At 67.9% G+C, this 23838-nt stretch carries 21 protein-coding genes and 1 pseudogene; 12 read left to right on the top strand and 10 right to left on the bottom strand.

The genetic code is table 11. The features are described 5' to 3' along the window. Positions 1–118: 118 nt before the first annotated feature. From flgK to WS96_RS14275, 3 genes are all read left to right on the top strand, one after another. Positions 119–2050, top strand: a complete 1932-nt coding sequence (gene flgK, locus WS96_RS14265; protein ID WP_059833285.1) for a flagellar hook-associated protein FlgK — start codon at positions 119–121, stop codon at positions 2048–2050. Between the two features lie 17 nt (positions 2051–2067). Continuing rightward, on the top strand, positions 2068–3303 hold the full coding sequence (flgL, locus tag WS96_RS14270) for a flagellar hook-associated protein FlgL (RefSeq protein ID WP_059833287.1): 1236 nt from the start codon (positions 2068–2070) through the stop codon (positions 3301–3303). Positions 3304–3591: 288 nt separating this feature from the next. Then, positions 3592–4899 (top strand): solute carrier family 23 protein, encoded by a 1308-nt coding sequence (locus WS96_RS14275; protein WP_059833289.1) that lies wholly within the window; start codon positions 3592–3594, stop codon positions 4897–4899. 40 nt (positions 4900–4939) lie between these two features. Here the strand turns inward: WS96_RS14275 and WS96_RS14280 are convergent, their stop codons facing one another. Further along, on the bottom strand, positions 4940–5824 hold the full coding sequence (locus tag WS96_RS14280; protein WP_059833290.1) for a transcriptional regulator GcvA: 885 nt from the start codon (positions 5822–5824) through the stop codon (positions 4940–4942). Between the two features lie 108 nt (positions 5825–5932). Here WS96_RS14280 and WS96_RS14285 point away from each other — a divergent pair, with 108 nt between their 5' ends. Further along, positions 5933–6580 (top strand): chromate transporter, encoded by a 648-nt coding sequence (locus WS96_RS14285; RefSeq protein WP_257127981.1) that lies wholly within the window; start codon positions 5933–5935, stop codon positions 6578–6580. After that, a complete protein-coding gene (locus WS96_RS14290) occupies positions 6577–7104 on the top strand; it encodes a chromate transporter (RefSeq protein ID WP_006477572.1) in 528 nt (175 codons plus the stop codon). The genes WS96_RS14285 and WS96_RS14290 overlap by 4 nt, the downstream gene beginning before the upstream one ends. Positions 7105–7108: 4 nt before the next feature. On the opposite strand, the pseudogene WS96_RS14295 reads toward WS96_RS14290, so the two are convergent. Then, positions 7109–7309: pseudogene (locus WS96_RS14295) on the bottom strand (hypothetical protein); the annotation flags it as partial. 281 nt (positions 7310–7590) lie between these two features. On the opposite strand from WS96_RS14295, the gene WS96_RS14300 reads away from it, so the two are divergent. The 7 genes from WS96_RS14300 (at position 7591) to WS96_RS14330 (ending at position 14570) form a co-directional block, all read left to right on the top strand. Beyond that, a complete protein-coding gene (locus tag WS96_RS14300) occupies positions 7591–8337 on the top strand; it encodes a YoaK family protein (RefSeq protein ID WP_059833294.1) in 747 nt (248 codons plus the stop codon). Positions 8338–8891: 554 nt separating this feature from the next. Next, positions 8892–10013, top strand: a complete 1122-nt coding sequence (locus WS96_RS14305) for a porin (protein ID WP_034208591.1) — start codon at positions 8892–8894, stop codon at positions 10011–10013. 375 nt (positions 10014–10388) lie between these two features. Continuing rightward, complete coding sequence (locus WS96_RS14310) at positions 10389–10616, top strand: hypothetical protein (protein WP_034208778.1); 228 nt, start codon at positions 10389–10391, stop codon at positions 10614–10616. A 242-nt stretch (positions 10617–10858) separates the two neighbouring features. Continuing rightward, entirely contained in the window at positions 10859–12214 is a 1356-nt protein-coding gene (gene gor / locus WS96_RS14315; protein ID WP_059833296.1) for a glutathione-disulfide reductase, read from the top strand. Positions 12215–12724: 510 nt separating this feature from the next. Next, positions 12725–13396, top strand: a complete 672-nt coding sequence (locus tag WS96_RS14320; RefSeq protein ID WP_208449968.1) for a CsgG/HfaB family protein — start codon at positions 12725–12727, stop codon at positions 13394–13396. Positions 13397–13453: 57 nt separating this feature from the next. Further along, entirely contained in the window at positions 13454–13885 is a 432-nt protein-coding gene (locus WS96_RS14325; protein WP_059833297.1) for a DUF4810 domain-containing protein, read from the top strand. 10 nt (positions 13886–13895) lie between these two features. Next, the gene (locus WS96_RS14330; protein WP_059833299.1) at positions 13896–14570 is read left to right on the top strand and encodes a DUF799 domain-containing protein; all 675 of its coding nucleotides are present in this window, start codon (positions 13896–13898) and stop codon (positions 14568–14570) included. Positions 14571–14660: 90 nt separating this feature from the next. On the opposite strand, the gene WS96_RS14335 is transcribed toward WS96_RS14330, so the two are convergent. From WS96_RS14335 to WS96_RS14370, 8 genes are all read right to left on the bottom strand, one after another. Next, positions 14661–15962 carry an NAD(P)/FAD-dependent oxidoreductase gene (locus WS96_RS14335; RefSeq protein ID WP_059833301.1) on the bottom strand — a complete coding sequence of 434 codons (1302 nt, stop codon included), beginning with the start codon at positions 15960–15962 and terminating at the stop codon, positions 14661–14663. A gap of 25 nt (positions 15963–15987) precedes the next feature. Beyond that, complete coding sequence (locus tag WS96_RS14340) at positions 15988–17292, bottom strand: NAD(P)/FAD-dependent oxidoreductase (protein ID WP_059833303.1); 1305 nt, start codon at positions 17290–17292, stop codon at positions 15988–15990. A 97-nt stretch (positions 17293–17389) separates the two neighbouring features. Beyond that, positions 17390–18973 (bottom strand): DUF3138 family protein, encoded by a 1584-nt coding sequence (locus tag WS96_RS14345; RefSeq protein WP_059833305.1) that lies wholly within the window; start codon positions 18971–18973, stop codon positions 17390–17392. A 114-nt stretch (positions 18974–19087) separates the two neighbouring features. After that, positions 19088–19927 (bottom strand): ABC transporter permease subunit, encoded by an 840-nt coding sequence (locus WS96_RS14350; protein ID WP_059824768.1) that lies wholly within the window; start codon positions 19925–19927, stop codon positions 19088–19090. After that, the gene (locus WS96_RS14355; RefSeq protein WP_059833307.1) at positions 19924–20910 is read right to left on the bottom strand and encodes an ABC transporter permease subunit; all 987 of its coding nucleotides are present in this window, start codon (positions 20908–20910) and stop codon (positions 19924–19926) included. The genes WS96_RS14350 and WS96_RS14355 overlap by 4 nt, the downstream gene beginning before the upstream one ends. Before the next feature lie 10 nt (positions 20911–20920). Continuing rightward, entirely contained in the window at positions 20921–22075 is a 1155-nt protein-coding gene (locus WS96_RS14360) for an ABC transporter ATP-binding protein (protein ID WP_034208581.1), read from the bottom strand. Between the two features lie 186 nt (positions 22076–22261). Next, entirely contained in the window at positions 22262–23377 is a 1116-nt protein-coding gene (locus WS96_RS14365; protein WP_059780814.1) for a polyamine ABC transporter substrate-binding protein, read from the bottom strand. Between the two features lie 61 nt (positions 23378–23438). After that, the coding region (locus WS96_RS14370; protein WP_155644528.1) for an aminotransferase class III-fold pyridoxal phosphate-dependent enzyme at positions 23439–23838 on the bottom strand (400 nt) is incomplete at its 5' end.

Raw genomic sequence — 23838 nt, forward strand, 5'->3', positions numbered from 1 at the left:
CGCCGCACGCCCGTGCGTCGCGCGTGCATTTTCTCCTCAATTTTTTCGATCCGCGGCCGTTATACCGGGAGTCACGCAACCCGGCGGCCGCAGCGCGGCCGGCTCATCAGGATCGCGCATGTCCAACACACTCATGAACCTCGGCGTCAGCGGCCTGAATGCCGCGCTCTGGGGCCTCACGACGACCGGCCAGAACATCAGCAACGCCGCGACGCCGGGCTATTCGGTCGAACGCCCCGTCTATGCCGAGGCAAGCGGGCAGTACACCAGCAGCGGCTACATGCCGCAGGGCGTGAACACCGTCACCGTGCAGCGGCAGTACAGCCAGTACCTGAGCGACCAGCTGAACGGCGCGCAGACGCAGGGCGGCGCGCTGTCGACGTGGTACTCGCTCGTCACGCAGCTGAACAACTACATCGGCAGCCCGACGGCCGGCATCTCGACCGCGATCACGAGCTACTTCACCGGCATGCAGAACGTCGCGAACAGCGCGTCCGACTCGTCGGTGCGGCAGACCGCGATGAGCAATGCGCAGACGCTCGCGAACCAGATCACGGCGGCCGGCCAGCAGTACGACGCGCTGCGCCAGAGCGTGAACACGCAGCTCACGAGCACCGTCACGCAGATCAACGCGTACACCGCGCAGATCGCGCAACTGAACCAGCAGATCGCCGCGGCGAGCAGCCAGGGCCAGCCGCCGAACCAGCTGATGGACCAGCGCGACCTCGCGGTGTCGAACCTGTCGAATCTCGCGGGCGTGCAGGTGGTGCGCAGCAGCGACGGCTACAGCGTGTTCATGTCGGGCGGCACGCCGCTCGTCGTCGCGGACAAGAGCTACCAGCTCGCGACCGTCACGTCGCCGTCCGATCCGAGCGAGCTGACCGTCGTATCGCAGGGCATCGCCGGCGCGAATCCGCAGGGGCCGAACCAGTTCCTGTCCGACGCGTCGCTGTCGGGCGGCACGCTCGGCGGCCTGCTCGCGTTCCGCAGCCAGACGCTCGACCCGGCCGAGGCCCAGCTCGGCGCGATCGCGACCAGCTTCGCCGCGCAGGTCAACGCGCAGAACGCGCTCGGCATCGACCTGTCGGGCAAGGTGGGCGGCAACCTGTTTTCGACCGGCGCGCCGATCACCTACGCGAACCAGGGCAATACCGGCAACGCGGCGCTGTCCGTGTCGTTCGCGAACGCCGCGCAGCCGACCACCAGCGACTACACGCTCGCGTACGACGGCACGAACTACACGCTGACCGACCGCGCGAGCGGCACGGTGGTCGGCACGTCGACGTCGATGCCGGCATCGATCGGCGGGCTGAACTTCTCGTTCTCGTCCGGCTCGATGAGCGCCGGCGACAAGTTCACCGTGCAGCCGACGCGCGGCGCGCTGAACGGCTTCGGCCTCGCGACGTCGAGCGGCTCCGCGATCGCGGCGGCCGCGCCGTACGTGCCGTCGGCCACCACGACCAACACCGGCAACGGCACGATCGGCGGGCTGTCGGTCACGAGCGCGACGGCCGCGGCCAACGCGCACAACTACACGATCACGATGGGCGGCACCGCGGCCGCGCCGACCTACACGGTCACCGACAATACGGCCGTGCCGCCGACGACCAGCACCGCGCAGCCGTACCAGTCCGGCTCGCCGATCACGCTGACGGCGGGCGTCACGGTCACGGTGTCCGGCACGCCGGCGGTGGGCGACACGTTCAAGGTCGCGCCGAACACGGGCGGCACGAACGACGGCAGCAACGCGCTCGCGCTGTCGAAGCTCGTCAACTCGACGGCGTTCGGCAACGGCTCGACCACGCTGACGGGCGCGTACGCGAACTACGTGAACGGCATCGGCAACACGGCGAGCCAGCTGAAGTCGTCGAGCGCCGCGCAGACCGCGCTGGTCGGCCAGATCACGCAGGCGCAGCAGTCGGTGTCGGGCGTGAACCAGAACGAGGAAGCGGCCAACCTGATGCAGTACCAGCAGCTCTACCAGGCGAACGCGAAGGTGATCCAGACCGCGTCGACGCTGTTCCAGACCGTGCTCGGCCTGTTCAACTGATTTCGGGGTTCCAAGCGATGCGGATTTCCACTGCGCAGTTCTACCAGATGAACGTCGCTCAAATGAGCGACCAGCAGGCGCAGCTCTCGCAGCTGTACCAGCAGATCTCGAGCGGCGTGAGCCTCGCGACGCCGGCCGACAACCCGCTCGGCGCGGCGCAGGCCGTGCAGCTGTCGATGACGTCGGCGACGCTGTCGCAGTACGCGTCGAACCAGAACGCCGCGCTGTCGTCGCTGCAGAAGGAAGACCAGACGCTCATCAGCGTCAACAACCTGCTCAACAGCATTCATACGGTCGTGATCCAGGCCGGCGACGGCTCGCTGTCGGACAGCGACCGCTCCGCGTTGTCGACGCAATTGCAGGGCTATCGCGACCAGTTGCTGACGCTCGCGAACTCGACCGACGGCGCGGGCAACTACCTGTTCGCCGGCTTCAAGACGGCCACCGCGCCGTTCTCGAACGCGCCGGGCGGCGGCGTGACCTACAGCGGCGACACCGGCTCGCGCCAGGTGCAGATCGCCGACACGCGTGCGATCGCGCAGGGCGACAACGGCGCGAGCGTGTTCCTGTCGGTGCCGATGCTCGGCAGCCAGCCGGTGCCGCTCGCCGGCACGGGCAACACCGGCACGGGCACGATCGGCGGCGTGACGATCACGAGCCCGTCGGCCGCGTCCAACGCGCACCAGTTCACGATCGCGTTCGGCGGCACGGCCGCCGCGCCCACGTACACGGTGACCGACAACACCGTCGTGCCGCCGACCACGACCCCCGCGCAGCCGTATTCGGACGGCGCCGGGATCGCGCTCGGCAACGGCCTGTCGGTGCCCGTGTCGGGCAAGCCGGCGCCGGGCGACACGTTCACGGTCACGCCCGCGCCGCAGGCCGGCACCGACGTGTTCGCGGCGCTCGACACGATGATCGCCGCGCTGAAGGTGCCGATCAGCAGCAACACGGCCGCCGCGACCGCGCTCGCGAACGCGATGACCACCGGCACGACGAAGCTGAACAACATGATGACGAACGTCCTGACCGTGCAGGCGTCGGTGGGCGGCCGCGAGCAGGAAATCAAGGCGATGCAGGCCGTGAACCAGACCAACACACTGCAGGTCAGCAGCAACCTCGCCGACCTGACGAGCACCAACATGGTCGCGACGATCAGCCAGTTCCTGCAGATGCAGAACGCGCTGACGGGCTCGCAGAAGGCGTACGCGCAGCTGCAGAACCTGTCGCTGTTCCAGTACATCAACCCCTGATGCACGACGCGCCGGCCGCGATGTGAGCGCACGCTTACTTCGCGGCCGGCGCGGGCCGCCGCGCGCTGCCTCGCGCGCATCGCGCCCGGGCGGGCACTTCGCCGGGCCGCGCGGTCGCGCACCGGTTCTCTCGCGCGGGCGGACGCTTGCGTACCTGGCGCACCGCTTGCCGACTCCGCGTACCGGGCCGCTTGCCAGCCCCATTTCCGCTCCGTAAACTCGCGCCAGATTCCAGACCGGCGCATCCCTGGCAGCCGGCGACCGACGACCGACAGGAGCGCTTTCCCCATGTCCGATTCCTACTTCCCGCGCTGGCGGGTCCGACCGACCGGCGCGGCTTCGCGCGTGGTCGGCCCCGACGAGCGCCTCGCGTGGCCGCAGATGGTCGCGATGGGCGTGCAGCACGTCGTCGCGATGTTCGGCTCGACCGTGCTCGCACCGCTGCTGATGGGCTTCGACCCGAACCTGTGCATCTTCATGTCGGGCATCGGCACGCTGCTGTTCTTCGTGCTGGTGGGCGGCCGCGTGCCGAGCTATCTCGGTTCGAGCTTCGCGTTCATCGGCCTCGTGATCGCGGTGACGGGCTACGGCGGCAGCGGGCCGAATCCGAACATTCCGGTCGCGCTCGGCGGGATCGTCGCGTGCGGCGTCGTGTACGTCGCGCTCGGCGCGCTGGTGCAGGCGATCGGCACGCGCTGGATCGAGACGCTGATGCCGCCCGTCGTGACCGGCGCGGTGGTCGCGGTGATCGGGCTGAACCTCGCGCCGATCGCGGTCAAGGGCGTGTCGGGCTCGACCTTCGAATCGGTGATGGCGCTCGTCACGGTGCTGTGCGTCGGCGGCGTCGCGGTGTTCGCGCGCGGGATGATGCAACGCCTGCTGATCCTCGTCGGGCTCGCGATCGCCTACGTGATCTACGCGATCGCGACCAACGGGATGGGCCTCGGCAAGCCGATCGATTTCGCGATCGTCGCGCACGCCGCGTGGTTCGGCGTGCCGAGCTTTCGCGCGCCGGTGTTCGATCCGCACGCGATGCTGATGCTCGCGCCGATCGCGGTGATCCTGGTCGCGGAGAACCTCGGCCACATCAAGGCCGTCAGCGCGATGACGGGCACCAACCTCGACCGCTACGTCGGCCGCGCGTTCATCGGCGACGGGCTCGCGACGATCGTGTCGGGCAGCGTCGGCGGCACGGGCGTGACCACCTATGCGGAGAACATCGGCGTGATGGCCGTCACGCGGATCTATTCGACGCTGGTGTTCGCGCTCGCCGCGCTGATCGCGATCGGGCTCGGCTTCTCGCCGAAGTTCGGCGCGGTGATCCAGACGATCCCGGGCCCCGTGCTCGGCGGCGTGTCGATCGTCGTGTTCGGGCTGATCGCGGTGACGGGCGCGCGGATCTGGGTCGTCAACAAGGTCGACTTCTCCGACAACCGCAACCTGATCGTCGCGGCCGTCACGCTGGTGCTCGGCGCCGGCGACTTCTCGCTGAAGTTCGGCGGCTTCGGGCTCGGCGGGATCGGCACCGCGACCTTCGGCGCGATCATCCTGTACGCGATCCTGCGCAAGGAAAAGGAACCGGGCCCGGTGGTGTGATTCGACAGCGGGCGGTGCAATGCCGCCCGCCGGCGCGCGTTCATGCGCCGGTATTCGACTGCCCCTGCAGCCACGCACAGAATTGCGCGACGAGCGGATCGTCGGCCGGCGCGCCCGGCGTGATCCACCAGTAGCTGCGCGTCGCGATGCGTGGCCCGTCGAGCGGCATCACCAGACGCCCGCTCGCGAGCTCGTCGTCGATCAGCGGCAACGGGCCGAGCGCGACGCCGAGCCCGTCGACGGCGGCCTGCAGCGCCAGGTAGAAGTGGTCGAACGACTGCCGCTTGCGCGCCTTCATCGCGACGCCGGCCGCCGCGAACCAGTCGCGCCAGCCTTCCGGCCGCGTATCCGAATGCAGCAGCACGTGTCGCGCGAGATCGTCCGCGCGGGCGATCGGCGCGCGCTTGAGCAGTGCCGGGCTGCACACCGGAATCACGCTTTCGTCGAGGAAGTGGCCGCTCGTGCAGTTCGGCCAGTGGCCGGGGCCGCGGCGGATCGCGACGTCGAAGCCGTTCAGCGTGTCGAGCGGCGCGTTCGACGTCGACAGCTTCAGCTCGACGTTCGGCACGTCGCGCTGGAACCGCGACAGCCGCGGCAGCAGCCATTTCATCGCGAAGGTCGGCAGCGCGTTGATGCGCAGCACGCGCGCCGCGCCGGTGTGGCGCAACTGCTCGGTCGCGTGCGCGATGCTGTCGAACGCCGCGCGCACGGTGTCCAGGTAGCGGCGGCCTTCGTCGGTGAGCTTCACGCGCTTGCCGTAACGGTGGAACACCGGCTTGCCGAGCCACGTCTCGAACCCGGCGATCTGCCGGCTGATGGCACCGTGAGTCACATGCAGCTCGTCGCCGGCGGCGCTGAAGCTTTCATGTCGTGCCGCGGCTTCAAAGGCCCGAAGCGCGGAAAAGGGCGGGAGATCGCGTGCCATGCTTGTGATTCTAGATCACAAGGGCGCGCCGATAAAATCGTTTTGCCGGAATCCCGAACGGCGGTAACCTCGATTCACCGTTTGATGAGGAGCCCCATGCAATCCGCCTTGCCGCCTGCCTCCCCGCCGCCTGCCGCGTCCCCTCGCGGCGTCGGCCTCGCCGAGCTGTTCACCGGTTTCCTGTCGCTCGGCCTGATGTCGTTCGGCGGCGCGTTGCCGTTCGCGCGGCGCACGATCGTCGACGAGCGCAAGTGGCTCTCCGCCGACGAATTCACCGATCTGCTCGGCCTGTGCCAGTTCCTGCCGGGCGGCAACGTGATCAATCTGTCGGTCGCCGTCGGCATGCGCTTTCGCGGCGTCGCCGGCGCGTTCGCCGGCATTCTCGGGCTGATCGCGGGCCCGACGCTCGTCGTCGTCGCGCTCGGCGTGCTGTACGCGAAGACCCAGAGCGATCCGCGCGTGCAGCACCTGTTCGCGGGGCTCGCCGCCGCGGCGGCCGGCCTGCTCGTCGCGATGGCCGTGAAGGTCGCGAAGCCGCTGCTGCGGGCGCCGCGCACGGCCGCGGCGATTGCGGTCGTCGCGTTCGTCGCGATTGCGGTGCTGCGCATACCGTTGCTGACCACGATGCTCGTGCTGACGCCCGTCAGCATCTGGCTCGCGTCGCGCCGCCGCGACGCGGGCACGCCGCGGCCGGCGCCGGCCGCCGCGCCAGGCACGTCCGACTCGCCCGATTCGCAACGGGAGGGCCGGCCATGAGCGACACGCTGATCGCCATCGCGACGATCTTCAGCCAGTTGTCGCTGCTCGCGTTCGGCGGTGGCAACACGATCCTGCCGGAGATGCAGCGGCAGGTCGTCGACGTGCATCACTGGATGAGCGCGCACGAGTTCACCGCGCTGTTCGCGCTGGCCCAGGCGGCGCCGGGGCCGAACATGATGATCGTGTCGCTGGTCGGCTGGCACGTGGCCGGCTGGGCCGGGCTGCTCGTCGCGTCGCTCGCGAAGTTCGGGCCGTCGTCGATCGTCACCGTGCTCGCGCTGCATGCGTGGGAGCGCTTTCGCGACCGGCCGTGGCGCCGCTACGTGCAGCAGGGGATGATGCCGGTGACGGCCGGGCTCGTCGCGGCGAGTGCGGTGCTGATTTCCGAGGCGTCGAACCGCACCGCGATCCAGTGGGGTATCACGGCCGCGTGCGCGGTGCTGGCGTGGCGCACGCGCATCCATCCGCTGTGGCTGCTCGCGGGCGGCGCGCTGATCGGGCTCACGGGCATCGGGCAGTGAGCGGCTTCGCAAGCCTGCCGCCGCGCAATGCGTCGGCCACCTCGTGCTTCAGCTTCGGCGTGAACGACGGATATGCGGCCACCAGCGCCGCGTACTGGCGCGCATCGATCTCGGCCGATTCGCGGTTGAACGTCCAGACGGCCACCAGCGCGATCGCGGCGAACGGGATGGCCGGGTAGCGCAGGAAGAACTTCGCGAGTGTCATTCGACGGCCCGGTGAAGAAGGGCGGCGCGGCGCGCGTGGCCGCGCCGGCGCCGGTCGGCCCGGTATACTCGGCCGGTCTCGCGGCGGCGGAAATCGTGCGGTCGACACGCTTCGGCCGGCTGCGATGCGCGGCGCTCGCGCGTACCCGACGGCGAACATCATATTGACGCGCGGCATGCGGCGAAGCCCGGCCGCGCAGTGCCGGTGGCGCGCCTGCCGGCACGACCGACATTCGCACCGCCCGCCGCGCGCGGCGGTGCGGCGCGTACCACGGAGGATCGATGGATCTCGACGGCGCCAGCCGCAATCTCACTGTCGCCGCATTGCTGACGCTGTCCGGCGGCTATCTCGACGCGTACACGTACGTCGGCCACGGCCACGTGTTCGCGAACACGATGACCGGCAACGTCGCGCTGCTCGGCATCAACCTGTCGGCCGGCGAATGGGCCGCCGCGCTGCATCACGTGCCGCCGCTCGGCGGCTTCGTGATCGCGGTGTTCGTCGCGCACCTGCTCGGCCTCGCCGCGCAGCGCGGCTGGATGCGGCATACGGCGTTCGTGAGCCTCATCGTCGAAATCGCGTTCCTCGGCGTCGCCGCGAGCGGCCTCGTCGGCGCGTCGAGCGCGTGGCTGATTCCGGGCATCTCGTTCGTCGCGACATTGCAGACGCTGTCGTTCACCCATCTCGAGGAACTGTCGTACACGTCGGTGATGACGACCGGCAACCTGCGGCGCGCCGCGCAGAAGCTGTTCGTCGGGCTGATCCCGCGCTACGACGCGGGGGCGCTGCACGATTCGGCGCTGCTCGCGACGATCAGCTTCTGTTTCCTGGCCGGCGCGGTGATCGGCGGGCTCGTGACGCGGCTCGCGCCGGACATCGCGCTGTGGGGCGCCGTGCTGCTGCTCGTCGGTGCATTCGCGGAGATCGTGCGACGTGCATGGCGTCGCGCGGGCAACGGCGGTGCGGGCGACGCGGGCGGCAACGGCGACGCGGGCAACGGCAACGACGGGGCGACGCAAACGGTCTGACGGCAGGGCAGGCGGGGCAAGCGGCAGGCCGCCGCTCCGACCGCCCCGACTGCTCGACTGCTCGACTGCTCGACTGCTCGACTGCTCGACTGCTCGACTGCTCGACTGCTCGACTGCTCGACTGCTCGACTGCCCGACTGCCCGACTGCCCGACTGCCCCGACTGCCCCGACTGCCCCGACTGCCCCGACTGCCGCGACTGCCGCGACCGCACCAACCGCACCGACCATTTCGCCCCGATCCGGGTGAGCGCACCGCACCGACCATCTCGGCCGCGATCCGCGTGAGCGCGCCGCACCATCGACGAACCTTACAGCGCCGCGCGTGCCCGCCGGCGCCGTCGCGCGCCCTCCCGCCGCCGTGCGAGCGAGGCCCGGCGCGGGAAACGTTGTTCCCGGACGACAATCGCGCGATTGCCGCGTATTTCAATTTCTTTCAGCGTTCGGACTCGTCTTATGATTCAGCCCACATCGCGCTCGCCATGAACGTTCGCGATCGCCACCCGGCTGCGCACGCGGCCGGTCATGAATGGAGACACCTAAAAAAGGAAAGCTCATGAAGCAGACCACCCGACTCGCAGTCATCGCAGGGGGCGCGGCGCTGGCCTTCGCCAGCCAGTACGCATCGGCACAAAGCTCGGTCACGCTCTGGGGCGTCGCCGACGCCAGCATCCGTTACCTGACCAACGCCAACGCGAAGAACGACGGCCTGCTGTCGATGACCAACGGCGCGATCACGAACAGCCGCTTCGGCATCTACGGCACGGAAGACCTCGGCGGCGGCCTGAAGGCCGTGTTCAACCTCGAGAGCGGCGTGAACCTGCAGAACGGCGCGTTCGCCGACAGCGGCCGCCTGTTCAACCGCGCCGCGTACGTCGGCCTGCAGAGCCCGTACGGCACGGTGACCCTCGGCCGCCAGAAGACGCCGCTGTTCGACCTGCTGTCGGACACCTACGATCCGCTCACCGTCGGCAACTACCTCGAAAACGCATGGCTGCCGGTCGCACTCGGCGCCGGCCTGTATGCGGACAACCAGATCAAGTACACGGGCAAGTTCGAGGGCCTGACGGCGAAGGCGATGTACTCGACCGGCACGAATTACGAATCGACCGGCGCCGGCGGCTTCTCGGGCCAGATTCCGGGCTCGCTCGGCAAGGGCAATGCATGGGGCGTGTCGCTGTCGTACGTGATGGGCCCGCTCAGCATCGCGGCCGGCGCGCAGCAGAACAGCGACAACTCGGCGCGCAAGCAGACGATCTACCACGCGAACGTCGTGTACGCGTTCAGCAAGGCGAAGATCTACGCGGGCTACCTGCGCTCGAAGGACGACACGGGCTTCGTCGACAGCCTGCTCGCGCAGCAGACGATTCCGGTCGCGAAGGGCACGGGCCGCATCGACGACGGCCCGTTCGCGGGCGTGAGCTGGCAGGTCAGCACGCCGCTGACGCTGACGGGCGCGTTCTACTACGACCACATGCGCAACGCGATGACCACGAACGGCACGCTCGCGAGCGGCAACCGCTACGCGATCGTCGGCATCGCCGAATACGCGCTGAGCAAGCGCACCGAGATCTACGGCACCGTCGACTTCAACAAGACGAACGGCGCGGCGAACGTCGAGCTGCCCGGCCGCAGCAACCAGACGGGCATCGCGATCGGCCTGCGCAATATCTTCTGACGAACGCCGGAACGCATGCGCCGGCTCCGTCCGGCGCGCATCGAAGAGGCTCCGCAAGGCGCCTCTTTTTTTTTCGTCGCGCGACCTTCATACGCACACCCGACTATTCGGCAGACGCTCCATTGCGGAAGTCCCGCGCCGTAAGCGATCCGTCGGCAATCCAGAACATACTTTTACAGTGCGCGCGCACGCTTTCCGCTACGCTGCGTGCATCGCTCGTGGCATGCCGTCAGGCGTGCGCGTGCGTCGTTCCGGTGGCGCGCGACGTGCGCTGCCGGCTTGGTGCGTAACTTGTGTATCCGGCGATGACAAACGCGGTCCGCCGGTTTCTTTCGTGGGACGATGCGCTCACGATTTTCTTGAAAGGGGATGACGATGGGTATCCTGAACACCGTGGGTGAAATCGCCGGCGCGATCGCCGCCGTCGAAGGCGCGGAAAAGCTGGATCCGGACGCGGGCCTGCTGACCAAGGCGGCCGCGGCCGTCGCCGGTTTCAAGGGCGCCGAGGCGATCGAAGGCATGCTCGAGAAGAAGGAAGAGAAGCCCGAACAGGCGGCGGACGATACGCAGGCGACGGACGGCAGCGACACGTCGCAGGCATGAGCATGGCGGCCGGTCCGGCCGCGGGCGCGCCCTTCGCGCGCCCGGGCGGACCGGTGCCGCGCAATCGGCAGGTCGGGCATGCGGTCGATCGGTGACGCATGGCACAACCGCCGGCCGGTTTGACCGGCGAGAGGCCTCGTCTCTCGCCGCTTTTTTATTGGGCGCGCGGTGCGCGCCATGCGCCGCACGAATTCCCGAATCTTGCTATCGTGCCTCCATTCGAACTGCGATGAGGGGATGCGATGGATTTCGACTACGACCTGTTCGTCATCGGCGCCGGCTCGGGCGGCGTGAGGCTCGCGCGCATGTCCGCGTCGTACGGCGCACGCGTCGGCATCGCGGAAGAAGAGCAGATCGGCGGCACCTGCGTGCTGCGCGGCTGCATCCCGAAGAAACTGCTTGTCTACGCATCGCACTACCCGCACGAAGTCGACGACGCGAAAGGCTTCGGCTGGACCTTCGGCGCCGGCACGCTCGACTGGCCCGCGCTGATCGCCGCGAAGGATCGCGAGATCAATCGGCTGAGCGACATCTACATCAACCTGCTGCTGCAATCGGGCGTCGACATGCACGCCGGCCGCGCGACGCTCGTCGATGCGCACACGGTCGCGATCGGCGCGCGCACGTTCCGCGCGCGCCACATCGCGATCGCGACCGGCTCGCGGCCGTCGCTGCCGCCGCGGCCCGGCATCGAGCATGCGATCACGTCGCGCGAGGCGCTGTCGCTCGCGGCGCTGCCCAGACGGATCGCGGTGGTCGGCGGCGGCTATATCGCGGTCGAGTTCGCGGGCATCTTCAACGGCTTCGGCAGCCACGTCGACGTGTTCTATCGCGGCGACAACATCCTGCGCGGCTTCGACGACGACGTGCGCCAGTTCCTGACCGACGAGATGACGAAGCAGGGCGTCGCGATTCATGCGCGCGCGGTGATCGGTTCGATCGAGCGCGCGAGCGACGGCACGCTGTTCGTGCACGTCGGCGACGAGCGGCACGGGCCGTACGATCAGGTGCTCTATGCAACGGGCCGCGTGCCGAACGTCGACGGGCTCGGGCTCGAGCAGGCGGGCATCCTGCTCGATGCGCGCGGCGCGATTGCCGTCGATGCGTATTCGGCGACGTCGGTGCCGTCGATCCATGCGATCGGCGACGTCACGTCGCGGCCGCAGCTCACGCCGGTCGCGACGCGCGACGCAGGGCTGCTCGCACGCACGCTGTTCGGCGGCTCGCGCGTCGCGGTCGATCACGCGTACGTGCCGTCGGCCGTGTTCAGCCAGCCGGAGGTCGCGACGGTCGGCCTGAGCGAGGTCGATGCGCGGCACGCGCACGGCGACGTCGATATCTACCGCACGTCGTTCAAGGCGCTGCGCCACACGCTGTCGGGCCGCGACGAGCGCACGCTGATGAAGCTCGTCGTCGCGCGCGACAGTCAGCGCGTGGTCGGTGCGCACATGGTTGGCCGCGATGCGGGCGAGATCATCCAGGGCATCGCGATCGCGATCCGCGCGGGCGCGACGAAGGCGCAGTTCGACGACACGATCGGCATTCATCCGACCGCGGCCGAGGAATTCGTGACGATGCGGCAGAAAGTGGCCGATTAGCGGAAACCGTATGCGCGTGTGCGGCTGGAACGCCGGACGGCTTGTTGTCGGGATATCGGCCGTTCGGATCGACGGCGCGAATGACGTGTGTCGATATCGCCGGATCGATCGTCAATCCGGCGATATCGACACGGAAGACCGGCGCAGATCGGTCGCGTGCCGCGCGAGCCCACGCGCGCAACGCTTCGCGCACGAATAAGCGGCGTATTTAATATAAGTGCGAAAATCGTCAATTATTATCAAGATACCCCGTCTTGATAAACAGGCTTGATATGATCGCGAAAAATCATATACGGGGCCGACCATGCACGATCAACAGTGCAGTAACCAGAATAACGAAATCATTCGTGTGCGCGATCTATGCGCGCATCGCATTCCCCATCCGCGTTTTGCCGTAACGCATCCGTTGCACCCCCTTCCCTGACTTACCGCGATCGCCGAACCGGCGATGAGCGCGTGCATGAGCCTCGCGCAGCGGCATCTTTTCCATCAAGGAGACCAGCAGTGAACATTCAGACACGACGCACCGTCCTCGTGGCGGCAGCGGTCGTCGCGGCGCTGTCCGGCTGCGCGACCGAATCGTCGCGCACGCTCGACGTGCCGGCCGTCAGCAGCGCGCAGAAGCCGTACGCGGGCAAGCCCGTCGCGATCGCCGTCGGCAAGTTCGACAACCGTTCGAGCTACATGCGCGGCATCTTCTCCGACGGCATCGACCGTCTCGGCGGACAGGCGAAGACGATCCTCGTCACGCGCCTGCAGCAGAGCCGCCGCTTCAACGTGCTCGATCGCGAGAACCTCGACGAGATCAAGCAGGAAGCCGGCTTCATGAAGAAAGCACAGGCCGTGAAGGGCGCGAACTACGTGGTGACGGGCGACGTGACCGAGTTCGGCCGCAAGGACGTCGGCGATCATCAATTGTTCGGCATTCTCGGCCGCGGCAAGACGCAGGTCGCGTACGCGAAGGTCAACCTGAACATCGTCGACACGACGACGTCGGAAGTGATCGCATCGAGCCAGGGCGCGGGCGAGTTCAGCCTGTCGAACCGCGAGGTGATCGGCTTCGGCGGCACGGCCGGCTACGACTCGACGCTCAACGGCAAGGTGCTGGACCTCGCGATCCAGGAAGCCGTGAACCATCTCGTCGACCAGGTCGACGCCGGCGCGCTGAAGGCGGCGCAGTAAATGCCGCGCGCGATACGACACGCACGAATCATTTCACCCACCAGAAGAGACAAGACCATGAAACGGGGAATCTGGCTGCCGGCGACGGCGGCCGCCTTGCTGCTCGCGGGCTGCGCGGCGCCGACCACGCCGCCGCTGTATCAGTGGACCGGCTATCAGCCGCAGGTGTACGAATACTTCAAGGGACAGCAAGCGCCGCAGCAGCAGATCGATGCGCTCGAAAAGGCGCTGCAGGAAATCCGCGCGAAGGGCCACACGCCGCCGCCGGGCTTCCATGCGCATCTCGGGATGCTGTATGCGAGCGTCGGCAACGAGCAGCAGGCCGAGCAGGAACTGCAGGCCGAGAAGCAACTGTTCCCGGAATCTGCCACGTATATGGATTTCCTGATGAAGAAGAAGGCCGGTGCATCGAAGGCCGCGCATCCGGCGGCCGCCGGCCAGACGGTTGCCGATCAGAAGCATGCCGATTCGAATCCCGCCAAACAGTGATGCCCTTGCCATGTTCAAGACACTTTCATTCAAGCTGCTGTCCGTGCTGTCGATCGCCGCGCTGCTGAGCGCGTGCGCGCAGCCGGTGCAACGCCCCGACTACACGGCGTTCAAGAAGAGCCAGCCGCGCTCGATCCTCGTGCTGCCGCCGGTCAACGACACCACCGACGTCGGCGCGACCTACGGCGTGCTGTCGCAAATGACGCTGCCGCTCGCCGAGTCCGGCTACTACGTGGTGCCCGTCGCGGTAATGGACGAGACGTTCAAGCAGAACGGCCTGACGAATGCGACCGACATCCAGGCCACGTCGCCGGCGAAGCTGCGTGAGATCTTCGGCGCGGACGCCGCGATGTATTCGAAGGTCACGCAGTACGGCTCCGTCTACCAGCTGGTCGACAGCACGACGATCGTTTCCGCGTCGGCGAAACTCGTCGACCTGAAGAGCGGCGACGTGCTGTGGCAGGGCGAGGGCCGGGCGACCGGCAAGGAAGTCGGCAACAACATGAGCGTCAATGCGTTCGGGATCGTCGGGGCGCTCGTGCAGGCGGCCGTCAAGCAGGTCGCGCATTCGCTGACCGACGAAGCGCATGACGTCGCCGGGCTGACGAGCACGCGGCTGCTGTCGGCCGGCCCGCCGAACGGGCTGCTGTACGGGCCGCGCTCGCCGAAGTACGGCACCGACTGACGCGCGGCGGCGTCACGCCACGCCTGTCGTCCGAACGGCCGCTCGAAACGAGCGGCCGTTTTGCTTCTGCGCGGCAATGCCGCGCGCCGCTCAATGCACGCCGAACGCGTCCAGCAGCCGGTACCAGCTCATCGCGAGCACCAGCGCCGGCGTGCGCAGCGCCGCGCCGCCGGGGAAGTCGCGATGCCGGATCCTGTCGAACAGGTCGAAGCGGCTCGCCTGGCCGTCGATCGCCTCGGCGATGAGCTTGCCCGCGAGCGCGGTCGTATTCACGCCGTGCCCCGAAAACCCCTGCGCGAAGTACGTCGTCGGCGTAATGCGGCCGAAATGCGGCGCGCGGTTCATCGTGATGTCGACGAAGCCGCCCCACGCATAGTCGACCTTTACGTCCGCGAGTTGCGGGAACGTCTTCAGCATGTCGGCGCGCATCGCCGCCGCGAGGTCGCGCGGCTCGCGCGTCGAATAGCTGACCTTGCCGCCCCAGACGAGCCGCGTGTCGGGCGCCGGCCGGAAATAGTCGAGCACGAAGCGGCTGTCGCAGATCGCCGCGCGCGCGGGCATCAGCGCGGCGGCGCGCGCTTCGCCGAGCGGTTCGGTCGCGATCACGTAGGTGCCGACCGGCATGATCTTTCTCGCCAGCGCGGGCGCGAGCGTGCCGACGTAGGTGTTGCAGGCGAGCACCACGAAGCGCGCACGCACGTTGCCGCCGCTCGTCTCGACGACGTGGCCGCCGGACACGTCGCGCACGCGCGTCACGCAGCTGTCCTCGTGGATGCGCACGCCGGCGTCGACTGCAGCCCGCGCGAGGCCGAGCGTGTAGTTGAGCGGATGGAGATGGCCGCTGTCGGGATCGTACAGGCCGCCGCGATAGCGGGCCGACTGCACGTAGTCGCCGAGTTCGCCGGCTTCGACGAAGCGGAAGCGGTCGTAGCCGAAGCGCTTCGCGGCTTCGTCGCGCCACCGTTTCAGCGCATCGGCGTCGCGTTCGGTGTTGGCCGCGGTCAGGTAGCCGGGCACCAGCGCGCAGTCGATGTCGTGTTGCGCGATGCGCGACTTCACGAGCGACAGCGTTTCGAGCCCCATGTCCCAGATCCGCTTCACGTCGGCTTCCGGCATGAACTGCGCGAACGTGTCGATATCGCACGCGAAGCCGCCGATCAGCTGGCCGCCGTTGCGGCCGCTCGCCGCCCATCCGACGCGCGACGCTTCGAGCACGGTCACCGAATGGCCGCGCTCGGCGAGATTGAGCGCGGCGGACAGGCCCGTGAGGCCCGCGCCGATCACGCACACGTCGGCGTCGGTCGTGCCGGCGAGCGGTGCGTGGCGGGTCGTATCGTTGGCGGTCGCCGCGTAGTACGACGCGACGTGCGGCTGGTTGGCGAAGGTCTGCATGATCGGGAAGACGTATCGAGAAGGTTCAGAACAGCTCGCGCACGCGGTGGTACAGCATCCCGAGTTCGAGCGCGGGTTGCCGCCATGCGTCGCCGCCGGGAAAGCGCCGGTGACGCAAGCGCGCGAACAGGTCGAACGCGCGCGCATCGCCCGCGATCGCGCCGGCGACCGCGCGCCCGGCGATTCCCGTGAGCGCGACGCCGTGTCCGCTGAAACCCTGGACGTAGAAGAAGTTCGGATCGATCGCGCCGAAGTCCGGCGCGCGGTTGCGCGTGACGTCGACGAAGCCGCCCCACGCGTGCTCGACGCGCACGTCGGCGAGCTGCGGGAACACGGCGACCATGCGCTGCCGGATCGCTTCGGCGAGCGCGGCGGGAGACGCGCCGGCCGAATTCGCGCGGCCGCCGAACAGCATCCGGTGGTCGGCCGACAGCCGGAAGTAGTCGAGGAAGAAGTTGTTGTCGCACACGGCCTCGCGCCGCGCGATCAGCGCGTCGGCGCGCGCGCGGTCGAGCGGCTCGGTCGCGATGATGTACGACGCGATCGGCGCGATGCGTGCGGCGGTCGCGGCCGGCAGCACGCCGCCGGGCCCGGCGTTGCAGCACGACACGACGAAACGGCAGCGCACTTCGCCCGACGGCGTGCGCACGACGGGCCGCGCGCCGCGCACGACGTCGAGCGCCGGCGTGTGCGCGTACAGCGCGACGCCTTCGCGGCGCGCGGCATCGGCGAGGCCGAGGCAGTACTTGAGCGGATGCAGATGGCCGGACAGCGGATCGTGCACGCCGGCCAGATAGCGCGTCGATGCGATGCGCGCCTGGATCTCGCCGGTATCGAGCCACGCGAGCGACGGATGGCCCCAGCGCGACGTCGCGGCGGTCATCCACGCGCGCAGGTCGTCGATGCGGCGCGGCTTCGTCGCCACCGTCAGATAGCCGCGCGCGAAGTCGCAATCGATCCCGTGGCGCGCGATGCGCTCGGCGATCAGCGCGACGCCGTCGAGCGACAGCGACCATGCGGCGCGCGCGCCGTCGGCGCCGAGCTGTTTCTCGATCACCTCGTCTTTCGCGAAGCCGGTGATCGCCTGGCCGCCGTTGCGGCCCGACGCGCCCCAGCCGGGCCGGTGCGCATCGAGCACGGCGACGGACAGCCCGTGCGCGCGACAGTCGAGCGCCGTCGACAGGCCCGCGAAGCCGGCGCCGATCACGCAGACGTCGACGTCGATCGCCGCGTCGAGCATCGGATCGTCGGCGGCGGGCCGCGCGGCCGTGGCTTCGTAGTACGAGTCGCGCGCGAGCGCATCGGCGCGGCGGGTGAAAGACTGCGTCATCAAACCGACTCCCTCGACAAGGCTGCAACGGCGCGCAGCCATCCGAAATTCGGCGCGGGACGCCGTGCGTGCGGCACGGCGTCCCGCGCGTCCTGCATCAGAACGAATAGATGAACTGCGTCGCGAGCAGATCGTTGGACTTGCCGTACGAGCCGTCGTTGCGCAGGAACACCTTGTTGTTCGCCCAGTCGTGCCGGTATTCGACCTTCACGGTGATCTGCTGGGTCGGATAGAACAGCAGGTCGAGCGCGACGTCCTGGCGCACGGCGCCCTTGCACTCGAAGCCCAGGCCGCCGCCGGCCTTCGACATCGCGAGGCAGTCCGCATCGACGCCGAAGCCGTTGCTCGGGTCCATCCCGTTGCCGTTCAGCGCGATGCCGCCGCCGCCGCCGCCGTTCTTCGAGTTCGCGAGCAGGTCGTAGCGCAGCGTCACGCCCATGCGGCCGACCACCGGCGCGTTGAACTTGCGGTGCGCGAGCAGCGACAGCCCGTACCACTGCGCGAGCCCGCCGTTGAACGCCGCATGCTGCTGCCGGCCGTAGTCGACTTCGGCGTTGTACTGCACGTCGGCGAGCGTGTAGGTCGCGTCGAGTTCGCCGAAGAAGAACGAGCCGTAGCCGCTCGGCGCCGCGCCGCCCGGGCCGTAGTGGACGACGCCGTTCTCGTCGATCGCGCTCGACAGCGTCTGGCGGCCGATGTTGAACGAGCCGCCGAGATCGAGCGCGCTCGACCACGTGTAGTCCGCGCGCGCGGTGAAGGTCGGCACCTTGTTGCTGGTGGTGATCGGGTCGCCGAGCGCATTGGTGCCCGTCTGCGTGACCGAACCGTACGTGCGGTACTGCTCGTTGCCGAGGAAGAACTTCCACGCCCAGTTGCCCTTCGTGTAGTTCGCGCCGACGCCGACGTAGCTGCCCGGATCGGAGAAATCGTACAGCAGGTTGTGCGTGAGCGTGAGCATCTGGTTCGACTGCTGGACTTCGTAGCCGCCGAAGCTCGGGATCAGGCCGGCGACCAGCGTCGTTTCCGCGGTGATCGGCACGTTGACGACCGCCGTGTTCAGCAGGTTGTCGGTGATCGAGCCGCGCGAGTTCTGCAGCAGCGTGATGCCGTTGCCGCGGTTCGGCATCAGCGTGATTTCGGCCGACGGCGCCATCGGGCCGACGCCGAACGTCTTCTTGATGTCGAGGTAGAGATCGCCGAACGTGCTGTTGAAATAGTTGTACGCGTTCTCGTGGTTCGCGAACAGGAACGACGACGTGCCGGCCGCGCGGTTGTAGATGTAGGTCGGATCGATGTAGCCGGTGACCGACAGGCCGGCGAGCGGGCCCGTGGTGGCCGCGTCGGTCAGCGAGTCGACCTTCAGCTGCTGGTTCGCGATCTGCTGCTTCATTTCGCTGACCTCGTCGTTGGTCAGCGTCGCGCGTGCCTTGCCGTAATCCGGCGAGCCCGGGTCGGCGGCGACCGCGACGGCGCCGCCGCCCGCCATGCCGCCGCTCGCGCCGGACGTCGCGACCGCCGCGCCGCCCGGCTTCGCGGCGAGCTGCGCCTGCATCGCCTTCATCTGTTTCTGCAGCGCCGCGACCTGCGCCTGCAGCGCCTTGATTTCGGCGGAGGTGGAACCGGCCAGCGCGATGCCCGGCAACGCGCCGGCCACCAGCAGGCAGATCAGTTTCTTCTTCATTGCGGATTCTCCTAGTCGTGCGCCTGTCAAATCGGGATCGAATCGCGCGCCCCCCTGAGGCCGCGCGTCATGCTTGTCTGCAGTGCTCGTTGTCTTCGAAGCGGAGGCGGGCCGTCACGCCGCCGCGAACGCCGCCTTCAAGTCGGCCATCCGGCGCCGCTCGCGCGCGATCATCGTCCGGTTCACGACGATCACGCCGATCGTCACGGCGGTGATGAACAGCGTCGCCAGCGCGTTCATCTCCGGGTTCAGCCCCAGCCGCACGCGGGAGAACACCACCAGCGGCAGCGTCGTCGATCCCGGCCCGGACAGGAACGCCGACAGCACCAGATCGTCGATCGACAGCGTGAACGACAGCAGCCACCCCGACAGCAGCGCCTGCGAGATCAGCGGCAGCGTCACCACGAAGAACACCTTCAGCGGCGTCGCGCCCAGGTCGAGCGCGGCCTCCTCGAGTGACTTGTTCATCTCCTTCACGCGCGACTGCACGATGATCGCCACGTACGACACGCACAGCATCACGTGGCCGATCCAGATCGTCGCCATCCCGCGCCCCTTCGGCCAGCCGAACATCTGTTCCAGCGCGACGAACAGCAGGAGCAGCGAGATCCCCTGGATCACCTCCGGAATCACCAGCGGCGCGTTGATCATCCCCGTGTACAGCGTGAAGCCCTTGAAGCGGCCGAAGCGCGCGAGCACGAAGCCCGCCCACGTGCCGATCACGACCGACGCGGTGGCCGTCAACAGGCCGATCTTCAGCGACAGCCAGGCGGCGGTCAGCAGCTCGTCGTCGTCCAGCAGCGCCGCGTACCACTTCAGCGAGAAGCCCGACCACACCGTCACCAGCTTCGACTCGTTGAACGAGTACACGACGAGGCTGATGATCGGGATGTACAGAAACAGGAAGCCGAAGGCGAGAACGCCCGTCGACAGCGGTTTGCTCGGCTTGATCATTTCGCGTCCTCCAGTTCCTTGACCTGGTAGTACTGGAACAGCGCCATCGGCACCAGCAACAGCAGCACCATCGCGACCGTCACCGCGGACGCCATCGGCCAGTCCATGTTGTTGAAGAATTCATCCCACATCACGCGGCCGATCATCAGCGTGTCGGCGCCGCCGAGCAGCTCCGGGATCACGTACTCGCCCACCGCCGGGATGAACACCAGCAGGCTGCCGGCGATGATCCCGTTCTTCGACAGCGGCAGCGTGATGCGCGTGAACGCGACCCACGGCTTCGCGCCCAGGTCGTACGCGGCCTCGAGCAGCGTCAGGTCCATCTTCACGAGGTGCGCATAGAGCGGCATCACCATGAACGGCAGGTACGAATAGACCATCCCGATGTAGACGCCCGCATCGCTGTGATAGAGCCGCAGCGGCGTGTGGATGATGCCGAGCGCGATCAGCGTGTGGTTCAGGAGGCCGTCGTCCTTCAGGATGCCGATCCATGCGTACACGCGGATCAGGAACGACGTCCAGAACGGCAGCATCACGGCCATCATCAGCACGTTGCGGCGGTTCGGCTCCGAACGCGCGATGTAGTACGCCATCGGATAGCCGATCAGCAGGCACAGCACCGTCGACACGGCGGCCATCTTCAGCGAGCTGAGATAGGTCGCGATGTACAGGTCGTCCTGCAGCAGGAACGCGTAGTGCGACAGTTGCAGCGCGAAGTGCACGACGCCGTCCTTGATCTCGACGAGCGACGTGTACGGCGGGATGCCCATCACCTGGTCGGCGAAGCTGATCTTCAGCACCAGCACGAACGGCAGCGCGAAGAACACGGTCAGCCACAGGAACGGCACGCCGATCGCGACGCTGCGGCCCGACGGCAGGAAGCGCGACAGCGCGGCGGAGCGGTTGCCGCGCCGGGAAGCCGGCGCGGCGGCGGTAGCGCCGGTCGACACCGGCGCGGAAGGCGTGGAAGCGGAGGTTCTCATCGCGGCGTCCTCACTGCGTCAGCACGACGCCGCTGGCCGGCGACCACGACACGAACACGTCGTCGTTCCATGCCGGCGCGCCGTCGTTCATCAGATGCGAGCTCGACAGGTTCGACACCACCGTCTTGCCGCTCGGCAGACGCACGTGGTACAGCGAATAGCTGCCCATGTACGCGATGTCGGTGACGACGCCGCGCGCCCAGTTGTGCTTCGAGCCCGGCTTCTCGCGCGACACGTGCACGCGCTCCGGGCGCACCGAGATGCCGACCGGCATTCCGAGCGGGCCGGTCACGCCGTGGCTCACGTACATGCGGGCTTCGAGGTCGTCGCTTTCGACGAAGATGTGATCGGGCTCGTCCTCGACGACGCGGCCCTCGAACAGGTTGGTCGAGCCGATGAATTCGGCCGAGAAGCGGCTGTTCGGGTATTCGTAGACTTCGCCGGGCGAGCCGATCTGCACGATCTTGCCTTCGCTCATCACCGCGAGGCGGCTCGCCATCGTCATCGCCTCTTCCTGATCGTGCGTGACCATCACGCAGGTCACGTCGACCTTCTCGATGATGTTCACGAGTTCGAGCTGGGTCTTCTGGCGAATCTTCTTGTCGAGCGCGGACATCGGCTCGTCGAGCAGCAGCAGCTTCGGGCGCTTCACCAGCGAGCGGGCCAGCGCGACGCGCTGCTGCTGGCCGCCCGAGAGCTGATGCGGCTTGCGCTGCGCGTACTTGCTCATCTGCACGAGCGCGAGCGCGTCGGCCACGCGCTCCCTGATCTCGTGCTTCGGCGTGCCTTCCTGCTTCAGGCCGAATGCGACGTTCGATTCGACCGTCATGTGCGGGAACAGCGCGTACGACTGGAACATCATGTTGACGGGGCGGCGGTACGGCGGCAGCGACGCGAGGTCCTCGCCGTCGACGAAGATCTTGCCGGAGGTGGCCGTCTCCAGCCCGGCGAGCATGCGCAGCAGCGTGGACTTGCCGCAGCCCGAGCTGCCGAGCAGCGCGAACAGCTCGTTCTTCGCGATCGTCAGGTTCACGTTGTCGACGGCCGTGCTGTCGCCGAATTTCTTCACGACGTTTTCGATGCGCACGAACGCGTCGTTTTGCGTACGGGGCGCCGTGGCCGGTTGGGTCTGTCGTGCGGCAGCGGAAGAGGGTATCGATTGCATGAGAGTCACCATTCGTTCTTCACGGATTGCAGGCGTGAGCGTCCCCGCGCGAGGCGCGCAACGCGACTCGCGGACGACGGCTCGTGCCGGATGGAACAGCGCGCGCGGCGCGCGGGCGGACGGAGGTCCGCGAATGTCAGGCGGGCAGGCGTACCGCGATGCCTGCGCCGCCGCGATGCACGGCGATCAGTGGCCCGTCTTCAACTGGGCCCACAGACGGTTCTCGAGGCGCAGGATGTCGGCCGGCATCGGCTTCATCAGCACCATCTTCTTCAGCACGTCCTCGGGCGGGTAGACGGTCGGGTCCTGCGCGACGGCCGGCGTGACGAATTGATGCGCGGCCTTGTTCGCGGTCGGGTAGAACACCGTGTTGGTGATCGCCGCGTTGACCTTCGGGTCGGACACGTAGTTGATCCACTTCATCGCGGCTTCCGGGTGCGGCGCATCCTTCGGGATCACCATCACGTCGAACCACAGCAGGCCGCCTTCCTTTGGATTCGCGAACTTGATGTCGTACGAGCGCTTCGCTTCGGCCGAACGACGGTGCGCGATGCCGACGTCGCCCGACCAGCCGAGCACGACGCACACGTCGTTGTTCGCGAGGTCGTTGATGTAGCCGGACGAGTTGAACTGGGTGATGTACGGGCGGACTTTCTTCAGGACTTCGAATGCAGCCTGGTAATCGCCCGGGTTCTTGCTGTTCGGATCCTTGCCCATGTATTGCAGCGTGGCGGCGAACACGTCGACGGCCTGGTCGAGGAACGACACGCCGCAGCTCTTCAGCTTCTCCATGTTGGCCGGATCGAACACCAGCGCCCAGCTGTCGACGGGCGCCTTGTCGCCGAGCGCCTTCTTCACCGCCTGCGCGTTGTAGCCGATGCCGTCCGTGCCGTACGCCCAGGGCACGCCGTACTGGTTGCCCGGATCGGCGTCGGCGATCATCTTCATCAGCAGCGGGTCGAGGTTCGCGAGGTTCGGAATCTTCGACTTGTCGAGCTTCTGGTACACGCCGGCCTGGATCTGCTTGGCCATGTAGTTCGACGTCGGCACGACGATGTCGTAGCCGGAGCTGCCGGCCAGCAGCTTCGCCTGAAGCGTGTCGTCGCTGTCGTAGTTGTCGTACTTGACGTGAATGCCCGTCTGCTTCTGGAAGTTCGGGATCGTGTCCGGCGCGATGTAGTCGGACCAGTTGTAGACGTTCAGCTCGTCGGCATGCGCCGACGGGCTGGCGACCGACGTGAGCGCGGCCGCGGCGGCGAGGGCGGCGACGGAGCAGGCTTGGCGAAGAATACAGGCACGCATGGTGGAGTTCCCCTGGTTATGGCGACGTGCGGCGCCCGCCGCACGCCTGTAGGCAAGGCCGTTACGAAATACCCAGTTGCTGGGCGGTTGCATCGACGGCCTTCTTCGCCTTCGACACGAGTTCATCGATTTCCTGGCGCGAGATCACGAGCGGCGGCGACAGCAGCATCCGGTCGCCGGTCGCGCGCATGATCAGGTTGCCGTTGAAGCAGAAGTCGCGGCAGATCGTGCCGACGTCGCCGCCGTTCGCGAAGCGGCGGCGTTCGGCCGGCGCTTCGGCCAGTTGCAAGCTCGCGACCATCCCGTGGCCGTGCACTTCGCCGACGATCGGATGACGCGCGAAGGTTTCGCGCATCAGCGCCTGGAAGTACGGGCCGGTGTCGGTCTTCACGCGCTCGACGATGCCTTCGTCGCGCAGCAGCTTCAGGTTCGCGACCGCGACGGCGGCCGCCACCGGGTGG

Source organism: Burkholderia sp. MSMB1835, assembly GCF_001526365.1.
Classification (GTDB): Bacteria; Pseudomonadota; Gammaproteobacteria; order Burkholderiales; family Burkholderiaceae; genus Burkholderia.